This is a genomic window from Streptomyces xiaopingdaonensis, assembly GCF_000262345.1.
Classification (GTDB): Bacteria; Actinomycetota; Actinomycetes; order Streptomycetales; family Streptomycetaceae; genus Streptomyces; species Streptomyces xiaopingdaonensis.
The window spans coordinates 21,436-29,602 of record NZ_AJTQ01000011.1; the positions used below are offsets into that span (position 1 = coordinate 21,436).

An 8,167-nucleotide genomic window follows, 5' to 3' on the forward strand; every position below is an offset into this window, starting at 1 on the left:
CGACGAACGGCGGCAGATCGTGACCGTTGAGTCACGTCCCGCCGCCGCATGTGCGTAGGGAGACCGTACCGAGCCATAGGCAACGGCAGGTCAGCGACGGGGCGGCAAACCCTCCCCGTCCCGCCTGACGCGGCCAACTCCACCGGCATCATGAAGAGTTGACCGCCGACCCGCCCAACACGCCCCGCACAAGCGGACTTGCCGCGGCCCGGGCTCAGACGCGCGGCTCCTCCGCCGTCGCGGCGACCCCCGGCAGGACGTGATGGCGGCCGATGGGGAGCATCAGCGGCCTGCCCGAGACGGGGTCCTCGATGATGTGGCTGTCGAGGCCGAAGACCGTACGGACGAACTCCGTGGTCAGCACCGTGTCGGGGGCGCCGGCCGAGTGGAGCCGTCCGGCAGCCAGGGCGATGAGGTGGTCGGCGTACCGGGCGGCGAGGTTGAGGTCGTGGAGGACCATGACGATGGTGGTGCCGCGCGTGCTGTTGAGGTCGGTGAGGAGGTCGAGGACCTCGACCTGGTGGCTGGCGTCGAGGAAGGTGGTGGGCTCGTCGAGCAGCAGCAGGTCGGTCTGCTGGGCGAGCGCCATCGCGATCCAGACCCGCTGGCGCTGGCCCCCCGACAGTTCGTCCACGGAGCGGTCCGCGAGCCCGACCGTGCCGGTGGCCTCCAGCGCGGCGGCGACGGCGGTGTCGTCCTCGTCGCTCCAGCGCGACAGGATGCCCTGGTGCGGATGGCGCCCGCGGCCGACGAGATCGGCGACGGTGATCCCCTCGGGTGCGACCGGCGCCTGCGGCAACAGGCCGAGGGTGCGCGCGAGTTGCCGCGCGGGCAGGCGGTGCACCTCCTTGCCGTCCAGGACGACGCGGCCCTCGCGGGGCGTGAGCAGCCGGGACATCGCGCGCAGGAGCGTCGACTTGCCGCAGGCGTTCGCGCCGACGATCACCGTGACCCGGCCCGCCGGTACGGCGAGGTCGAGCGACTCGATGACGGTCCGGTCGGAGTAGCCGAGGCTGAGGCGCTCGGCGGCGAGCGAGTGCGAGGTGGTCACAGTGAGCCTCCGGCCCTGTTGGTGCGGACGATCAGGTAGACGAGGTAGGGCGCCCCGAGCACGCCGGTGACGACCCCGACCGGGTAGCGGCTGTCGAAGGCGAACTGCCCGACGAAGTCGGCGACGAGCACCAGCAGCGCCCCGACGAGCCCGGCCGGCACCAGCAGCGACCTGCCTGGCCCTGCGATCCGTGCCGCGATCGGCCCGGAGAGGAACGCCACGAACGCGACCGGTCCGGCGGCCGCCGTGGCGAAGGCGATCAGCCCGACCGCCGCGACGATCACCGTGACGCGGCCGCGCTCGACGCGGACCCCGAGCGCGGAGGCGGTGTCGTCGCCGAGCTGCATGGCGGACAGGTTGCGCCCCTGCGCCAGCAGGACGGGGCCGAGGAGGACGAGCGCGGCGGCGGCCGGCACCACGTGCTCCCAGGCAGCTCCGTTGAGGCTGCCGGTCAGCCAGCGCATCGCCTCCTGGAGGTCCCATTCGGCGGCACGGGAGAGGACGTAGGAGGTGACGCTGTCGAGCATCGCCGAGATGCCGATGCCGATGAGGATGAGGCGCGTGCCGACGACCCCGTTCCGGAACGCCAGCGAGTAGACGAGCAGGGCGACCGCGAGTCCCGCGACGACGGCGAGGACCGAGACCGCCGTCTCGCCCAGCGAAAGCGTCACCAGGGCGATGGCCGCGGCGGCGCTCGCGCCCGAGGAGATGCCGATGACGTCCGGGCTGGCGAGCGGGTTCCGCAGCATCGTCTGGAAGGTGACGCCCGCCAGGCCGAAGCTGAACCCCGCCACGACGGCGAGGACCGCACGCGGCAGCCGCAGCCGTCCCACCGTGAAGGACGCCCCCGGCACCTCCTCGCCCATGACCACCCGCACCACGTCGTCGAGCGGGTGGAAGGACTGCCCGGCCATCAGGCTCAGCAGGAACGCGGCGACGACGAGGAGCGCGAGCACCAGCACCACGGCACGGCGCCGGGAGGCACGCCTGACGCGTCCGCGGCGGACGGCCTCGACCGTGGCGGCCGGGGGGCCGGGGACTTGGACGCTCACAGGGCACGCACTTTCTGCCGGCGGACGATGTAGATGAAGAAGGGCCCGCCGACCAGCGCGGTGACGATCCCCACGTCGACCTCGGCGGGCCGGGCGACGAGGCGCCCCACGATGTCGGCCACCGTCAGCAGCACCGCGCCCAGCAGCGCGGAGAACGGCAGCAGCCAGCGGTGGTCGACCCCGACGAGCAGCCGGCAGGTGTGCGGCACGATGAGCCCCACGAAGCCGATCGGCCCCGCGGCCGCCGTCGCGGCGCCGCACAGCACGACGGCCCCGAGCGCGGCGACCGCCCTGGCGAGGGCGACGCGTTCGCCGAGCCCCGCGGCGAGTTCGTCGCCGAGTGCGAGCGAGTTGAGCGTCCGCGCGGAGAGCAGGCTGAGGACGCAGCCCGCGAGGAGGAAGGGCAGCACCTGCCCGAGGCGGTCGAAGGACGCACCGCTCACCCCGCCGATCTGCCAGAGCCGGAAGCTCCCCGCGATGTCGTTCCTGGGCAGGATGACCGCGCTGACGAGCGAGGTGAAAGCGGCCGAGGTGGCGGCGCCCGCGAGGGCGAGTTTCAGCGGCGTCGCCCCGCCCCGCCCGAGCGAACCGACGGTGTAGACGAAGGCGGCCGAGACCGCGGCGCCCGCCATCGCCACCCAGATGTAGCCGGTAGCGGAGGAGAGTCCGAAGAACGCGACGGCCGAGACGACGGCGAGCGAGGCGCCCATGTTGACGCCGAGGATGCCGGGGTCGGCGAGCGGGTTGCGGGTCACGCCCTGCATCACGCCGCCCGCCAGCCCGAGCGCGGCACCGACGGTCACCGCGAGGAGCGTGCGGGGGATGCGCTTGGTCGCAGCGGCCTGCTCCAACGACCCGTCGCTCGCGCCCGTGAGCGCCGTCCAGACGTCGGACCAGGCGACGGTCCGGGAGCCGAGGGCGAGCGAGGCCACCACGACGGCGGCGAGTACCAGGACCGCGGCGAGGAGCCAGAGTACGCGAGCCCGCGCCGGACGCCGCAGCGCGGCGGCGTCCGGCGCGGACCGGGTGTCGACTGCCGTCACTTGACCTTGTCCGCGGCCTTGGCGAGCGCGGCGACGTAGTCGTCGAGCACCCACGGGATCGACAGCGGGGTCGGGTTGGCGGCGGTCCCCAGCGGCTCGGTGCTCGGCAGCAGGTAGGTCGAGCCGCGGTCGATCGCCGGCATCTTGGAGAGCAGCGGGTCCTTCTGGAGCGTCTTCAGCAGCTTGCCGCTGCCGTCGCCGTACCCGGTGACGATGTCGACGTCGTCGAACGCGTCGATCTGCTCGGCGCTCTGCGTCAGCGCGAACTTCTTCGTTCCCTCGGACGCCTTCGCGATGCTCTTCGGGGTCTTCATCCCGAGGTCCTCGAAGAACTGCGTCCGGGTGTCGTGCGTCGTGTAGTAGCTGACCTTGCTGACGTCCTTGGTGTCGACGTGCGTCATGAACATCGCCGACTTCCCCTTGATCTGCGGGTACTTGGCGACGGTCTTGTCGATGTCCTTCTCGATGTCGGTGATCAGCTCCTCGCCCTTCTCCGCGAGGCCGATCGCCTTGCTGTTGAGCCGGATGATGTCGCGCCACGGGGTCGCCCAGGCCGCGTCCGGGTACGCCACTACGGGCGCGATCTCGCTCAGCGTCTTGTAGTCCTGCTCGGTCAGTCCGGAGTAGGCGGCGAGGATCACGTCTGGCTCGGTGTCGGCGACGGCCTCGAAGTCGATGCCGTCGGTCTCGTCGAAGAGCTCCGGCGTCTCGGCGTCGAGTTCCTTCAGCCGCTCGTCGACCCAGGGCAGGACGCCGTCATCGTCGTCGTCGCCGAAGTTGGCCGCCGCCATGCCGACCGGCACGACGCCGAGGGCGAGCGGCACTTCATGGTTGGCCCAGTTCACCGTGGCGACGCGTTCGGGCTTCTCGGGAAGGGTGGTCTTCCCCAGGGCGTGCTCGACGGTGAGGGGGAAGGACTCCGAACTGCCCTTCGTGTTCTTGTTCTCCTCCTCGGAGTCGGAGGAACCGCTGCCGCACCCGGCGAGGGTGAGCCCCGCGAGGGCGACGGCGGCGGTGAGCAGGCGAAGGCGATGCGGACGTATCAACTTGTTCTCCACTTTCGAGATGGCTGGGTGCCCTCCTCGCACGCCTGGGACCCGGGATGCCGTCGTGGAGCTGTGCACCGTACTCGCGCAAACCAGTTAGGTAAGGCTTGCCTTGGTACTTTAGGTCAAGGGGGGCTGCGTCGCAATCAGCCGGTTGGGACGGAAGTGGGAGGAGCGGGTCAGTGGTGCGTGCGGCTCCGTGCGCAGGAAGCGCCAACTTTCCTACTGACAAAGGGGTTCGGTGACCTCGGTCTTCGGATGGAAGGGTCGGCTGTGCTCGAACGGCGCGCTCGTCCGTACTCGGCCGGGTGATCGGCGCTATCGGGTTCCGGGCCCCGTCGTGCTCAACGGTCGCTCGTGAGCGCCGCGATGAGCCGCTCCGCGGTGGGGAGGTTGCACCGGCCGAGATCGAGAAGCGGGGCGATGAGTTCGTCGGCGCACGAGGAGAGGTCGACGCGGAGGGAGGGCAGCAGCACGTCCGCGTCGGCGAGTGCGACAAGCAGTCGCCGGTACACGTCGTCCGCCTCGCGGAGCTTGCGGAGCGTCGTCGTCATGGGAGCGCCTTTCCGGAGCGGTTCTCACTTCTTGTGGTCACAGCGTCGCTCTGCGGACATAGTTGGGGAAGCAGAAACGGCGTGCAGGGACATCTGTCAAGAAGCGGAGAACGATGACGGCTGAGAAGGACGCAGCAACGGATTTCAGGAGCAACCCCCAGGTCTCGACGCTGGCCTACTTCGGCACGGAGCTGCGCATCAGGCGGGAGGAGGCGGGGCTCTCCCAGGCGACGCTGGCCCAATGCCTGTTCTGCACGCACTCCTTGGTCTCGCGGATCGAGTCGGCGCAGCGCGTACCGACCGAGGAGTTCGCGCGGCGCTGTGACGAAGTGCTGGGCACCGGCGGTGCCTTCCGGCGCCTGTGGCCCGTCGTGCTCCAGCACGCCTACCCGGACTGGTTCCGGCCGTTCGTTGAGCTGGAGAAGGACGCGCGGGAGATCTGGAACTTCGAGAACCAGGTGGTGCCCGGCCTGTTGCAGACCGAGGAGTACGCCCGCGCACTCTTCGCGGCCGCCCGCCTGCCCAACACGGACGAGCTGGTCGCGGCCCGCATGACCCGTCAGCACATCCTGGAGCGGGACGACCGGGCCCGGCTGTGGGTCGTGCTCGACGAAAACGTGCTGCGCAGGGCCGTCGGCGGATCGGAGCTCATGGCACGGCAGTTGAGCGTGATCGTCGGGGCGGCGGAGGACCCGCGGACCATCGTGCAGGTGGTGCCGTACGGGGTGGGCGCACACGCGAGTATGGACGGGCCTTTCGTCGGGTTGAGGATGGACGAAGGCGCGGACGTGGTGTGCACCGAGGGGCGGGTCCGCGGCCTTGTCCTGGCCGCCTCGAATGAGGTTGCCGAGTATCGGGACGCTTATGATCTCCTGCGGGCGGACGCTCTCTCCCCTCGGGCGTCACTCGACGCGATCGCCGCACGAGCAAAGGAACTCTCCTCATGACCAGCGCGAGAGATCTGCCGGCCAAGAGCTGGTGCAAGAGCAGCTACAGCGGCCAGGGCGGGGGCAACTGCCTTGAGGTGGCGGCCGGTTCGCCCAACGTGGCTGTCCGGGATTCCAAGGACCCCGACGGGGCCGCGCTCCTCGTCCCGCCCGGCGCTTGGCGCGCCTTCGTGGGGCAGGTGCGCGCAAGGGAGTTGTGACAGGGCCTCAGTCACGGGCGGCGCGGGGCGGGTTCCGCGAGCGTCTTCGGGACCTTCCCGCATGGTTGGCGGCGGAAGCGCAAAAGAAAACCCCCTGCACGGCAGAGGGTTGATCATGGTGTCGGGAGGCGTATCGAGCCATGGGCATGCGTGCTGCGCGCTCATGCAGCGCCGTTTACCGGGCGGCCTTCTGTGCGAGCTAGGTGGGCCGTGCACAGGGAGGGAGCGGCAAATGGCTCCAGCCGATCGACACGGAGCGGCGCGCGTACTTCCTTCAGGGCGCCTCGCATAAGGCCGAGATGGAGGGAGCAGACGATGTCCCGGTGTTCCTCTGCAAGCTCCAGGAACGGGCAGTGGCGCAGCGGAATGACGGGGGCGGAGTCGCTCTCCACGGGCCCGGGGTCGAAGCCGGCGTCATCGAGCACCCGGGACAGCCGGCTGATCGACTCCTCGGCGGTGAGGCGCTGTGCGGGAGACGGGGTGTCGGCGAGGTAGCGGCCCCACGCCTCGCCCGTAGCGGAAGCGGACTGTGCCGGGTGGTCCAGTGTTTCGGTCGCCAGGCCTGTCAGCATGTGGGCGAGCAGTTGGTAACTACGGCGATCCGCCGTGGTCCGGGTGGCGACGGCGCTGTACACGGCGCGAGGTCTGCCGGGTCGGCCGAGTGCTTCGCTGCTGCGTTCGGCAAGACCTTCGCCGACGAGTGTGTCCAGGTGGAAGCGCACCGTGTTGGAGTGCAGCCCCGTCTCCTCGGCGATCTCCCGCACACCGACGGGGTCGGCTGCGGAGCGCAGGAGGTTGAGGACACGGCCCCGGCTCTCACCCACAGCGCCCGTGTCGGGCTCGGTCGGATCATGCAACGTCGACTCACTCATTCGTTCAATTTTACCGAGTGTGTGCAGTAGAAACGAGTCAAACGGCGTTGATCACGCAGGTAGCCCTCGATGTCACTCGTCAACGAGGTCATCGAGTCCGGCCCGCGAGGTCGTAGGCGGTCGACGGGGACCTCGGAATCCGGGTCCAGGTCGACGAGGTACTGCGGTTCGCCGGCGAGCCGGACCACGCCCACGGTCTCTGAACCCCGACTCGCCCGGACCTCTTCGAGGCCTGGCCGATCACTGTCATTCCCCCTCCCTCGCGTGCACTTCGCGGCCCGAGCCGTGCCCCTGTGGGGGAGTGGGCGTCGAGGCCAGGGCCGAGTCGGGGTGGGGGCGGATCTGCATGCCCGGGCGACGCCGGTGCACGGTCACATAGGTCAGGCCGTCGAGCCCTGCTGTGATGCTCCGTGTCGAACCGTGCGGCAGCCACGTGAGTGCCCCTCCCGTGAGGGGCAACTCCCCTTCGGGCGTGTGCATCACGCCTCCGCCGGTGACGATGAGGATCAAGACGTCCAGGTCGGGCTCGGCGTGGGTGCCGATGTGCTCCCCCGCGGACAGTCGGACCAGATTGGCATCGAGTTGCCTGCCGGGTTCGGCCAGTTTCCACAGGATGCCGGACGCCTCGGGAGTGCTCGCGGCGGCGTGCACGTCGCACAGGAGGCGAGCGCCCGCCGCCCCGTCCGGCTTTTCGTACGGCCGGGCGTCAGGCACCGTCGGTCACCCGCGTGATGCGGACCTGCCACTGCTCGGGCCCCGACTCGACGTACTCCCAGGTGAACTTGCCGGGGTGGGTGGCTTCGAACTCACGACGCAAGGGCTTGGGGTCGTGGTTGTTGACGAGCACGAAGCACTCTCCCTCCGCGAGACGGGCGAACCGGGTGAAGATGCGGGGGTGACGACGTCCGTGCGGGATCTCGCGGACGTCGACAACGGTCGAGTCCTCCAGGTGGCCGCCGTTCAGAGCGGTGGTGAAGTCCTCGGTGAGCGCGGGCAGATCGACGCCCGGCAGCGCCCGCAAAGCGGGAAGCAGGACGTCGCGCTCCGCGCTCAGAAGGAGCGTGAGCCCTCCTGCGAGTGTGCGGATCGCTCCAGCGCGCGCCGAATCGTTCGCCGCTGCGTGCAGGGCATCGATCTGCTCACCGATCGTCTTGACTCCGGTGCGCAACGCGCGGACCATCAGCCGAGTTTCGGCCGCGCCGGACGCGGCCGCATACAGCGTCAGGTCGGTGGCCGCCAGGTAACGGTGCAGATGCTCGGCGAGCCCCGTGGCGGACTCGCCACCAGACGCCGAGACCGCTTCGATCCGCTCCAGCAGCTGCCCATGGGTTCGCTCGATCACGGCCTGGGCCCTCGTGTCCGGGTCTGTGTCGGTTGCCTGGATGAACACTTCTGCGGCAGG

At 70.2% G+C, this 8,167-nt stretch carries 10 protein-coding genes and 1 pseudogene; 2 read left to right on the top strand and 9 right to left on the bottom strand.

Features of this window, described 5'->3' with window-relative positions:
• Positions 1–214: 214 nt before the first annotated feature.
• The 5 genes from UWG_RS0100645 to UWG_RS0100665 form a co-directional block, all read right to left on the bottom strand.
• A complete protein-coding gene (locus UWG_RS0100645; RefSeq protein ID WP_016905269.1) occupies positions 215–1,051 on the bottom strand; it encodes an ABC transporter ATP-binding protein in 837 nt (278 codons plus the stop codon).
• Positions 1,048–2,103, bottom strand: coding sequence for a FecCD family ABC transporter permease (locus UWG_RS0100650; protein WP_016905270.1), 1,056 nt, complete (start codon positions 2,101–2,103; stop codon positions 1,048–1,050). The genes UWG_RS0100645 and UWG_RS0100650 overlap by 4 nt, the downstream gene beginning before the upstream one ends.
• A complete protein-coding gene (locus UWG_RS0100655; protein ID WP_016905271.1) occupies positions 2,100–3,146 on the bottom strand; it encodes a FecCD family ABC transporter permease in 1,047 nt (348 codons plus the stop codon). Before UWG_RS0100655 ends, UWG_RS0100650 begins: the two co-directional genes overlap by 4 nt.
• Positions 3,143–4,189: an iron-siderophore ABC transporter substrate-binding protein gene (locus tag UWG_RS0100660; RefSeq protein ID WP_029391055.1), complete on the bottom strand. Its 1,047-nt coding sequence runs from the start codon at positions 4,187–4,189 to the stop codon at positions 3,143–3,145. Before UWG_RS0100660 ends, UWG_RS0100655 begins: the two co-directional genes overlap by 4 nt.
• 347 nt (positions 4,190–4,536) lie before the next feature.
• On the bottom strand, positions 4,537–4,746 hold the full coding sequence (locus UWG_RS0100665; RefSeq protein WP_016905273.1) for a hypothetical protein: 210 nt from the start codon (positions 4,744–4,746) through the stop codon (positions 4,537–4,539).
• A gap of 113 nt (positions 4,747–4,859) precedes the next feature.
• On the opposite strand from UWG_RS0100665, the gene UWG_RS0100670 reads away from it, so the two are divergent.
• Together UWG_RS0100670 and UWG_RS0100675 are read left to right on the top strand one after the other, a co-directional pair.
• Positions 4,860–5,693: a helix-turn-helix domain-containing protein gene (locus tag UWG_RS0100670; RefSeq protein WP_016905274.1), complete on the top strand. Its 834-nt coding sequence runs from the start codon at positions 4,860–4,862 to the stop codon at positions 5,691–5,693.
• A complete protein-coding gene (locus tag UWG_RS0100675; protein WP_016905275.1) occupies positions 5,690–5,893 on the top strand; it encodes a DUF397 domain-containing protein in 204 nt (67 codons plus the stop codon). Before UWG_RS0100670 ends, UWG_RS0100675 begins: the two co-directional genes overlap by 4 nt.
• Positions 5,894–6,054: 161 nt before the next feature.
• On the opposite strand, the gene UWG_RS0100680 is transcribed toward UWG_RS0100675, so the two are convergent.
• From UWG_RS0100680 to UWG_RS0100690, 4 genes and pseudogenes are all read right to left on the bottom strand, one after another.
• Positions 6,055–6,765 (bottom strand): helix-turn-helix transcriptional regulator, encoded by a 711-nt coding sequence (locus tag UWG_RS0100680; RefSeq protein WP_016905276.1) that lies wholly within the window; start codon positions 6,763–6,765, stop codon positions 6,055–6,057.
• A pseudogene (locus UWG_RS33495) lies at positions 6,762–6,995 on the bottom strand (DUF6104 family protein); the annotation flags it as partial. The gene UWG_RS0100680 and the pseudogene UWG_RS33495, both read right to left, overlap by 4 nt.
• Positions 6,996–7,011: 16 nt before the next feature.
• Positions 7,012–7,479 (bottom strand): hypothetical protein, encoded by a 468-nt coding sequence (locus UWG_RS0100685; RefSeq protein WP_016905277.1) that lies wholly within the window; start codon positions 7,477–7,479, stop codon positions 7,012–7,014.
• On the bottom strand, positions 7,472–8,167 hold a 696-nt coding region (locus UWG_RS0100690), incomplete at its 5' end, for a DUF2249 domain-containing protein (protein ID WP_106429896.1). The genes UWG_RS0100685 and UWG_RS0100690, both read right to left, overlap by 8 nt.

Coding starts and splice junctions, on each gene's coding strand:
- UWG_RS0100665 (WP_016905273.1), bottom strand. CDS start 4,746: ATGACGACGACGCTCCGCAAGCTCCGCGAGGCGGACGACGTGTACCGG.
- UWG_RS0100670 (WP_016905274.1), top strand. CDS start 4,860: ATGACGGCTGAGAAGGACGCAGCAACGGATTTCAGGAGCAACCCCCAG.
- UWG_RS0100680 (WP_016905276.1), bottom strand. CDS start 6,765: ATGAGTGAGTCGACGTTGCATGATCCGACCGAGCCCGACACGGGCGCT.
- UWG_RS0100675 (WP_016905275.1), top strand. CDS start 5,690: ATGACCAGCGCGAGAGATCTGCCGGCCAAGAGCTGGTGCAAGAGCAGC.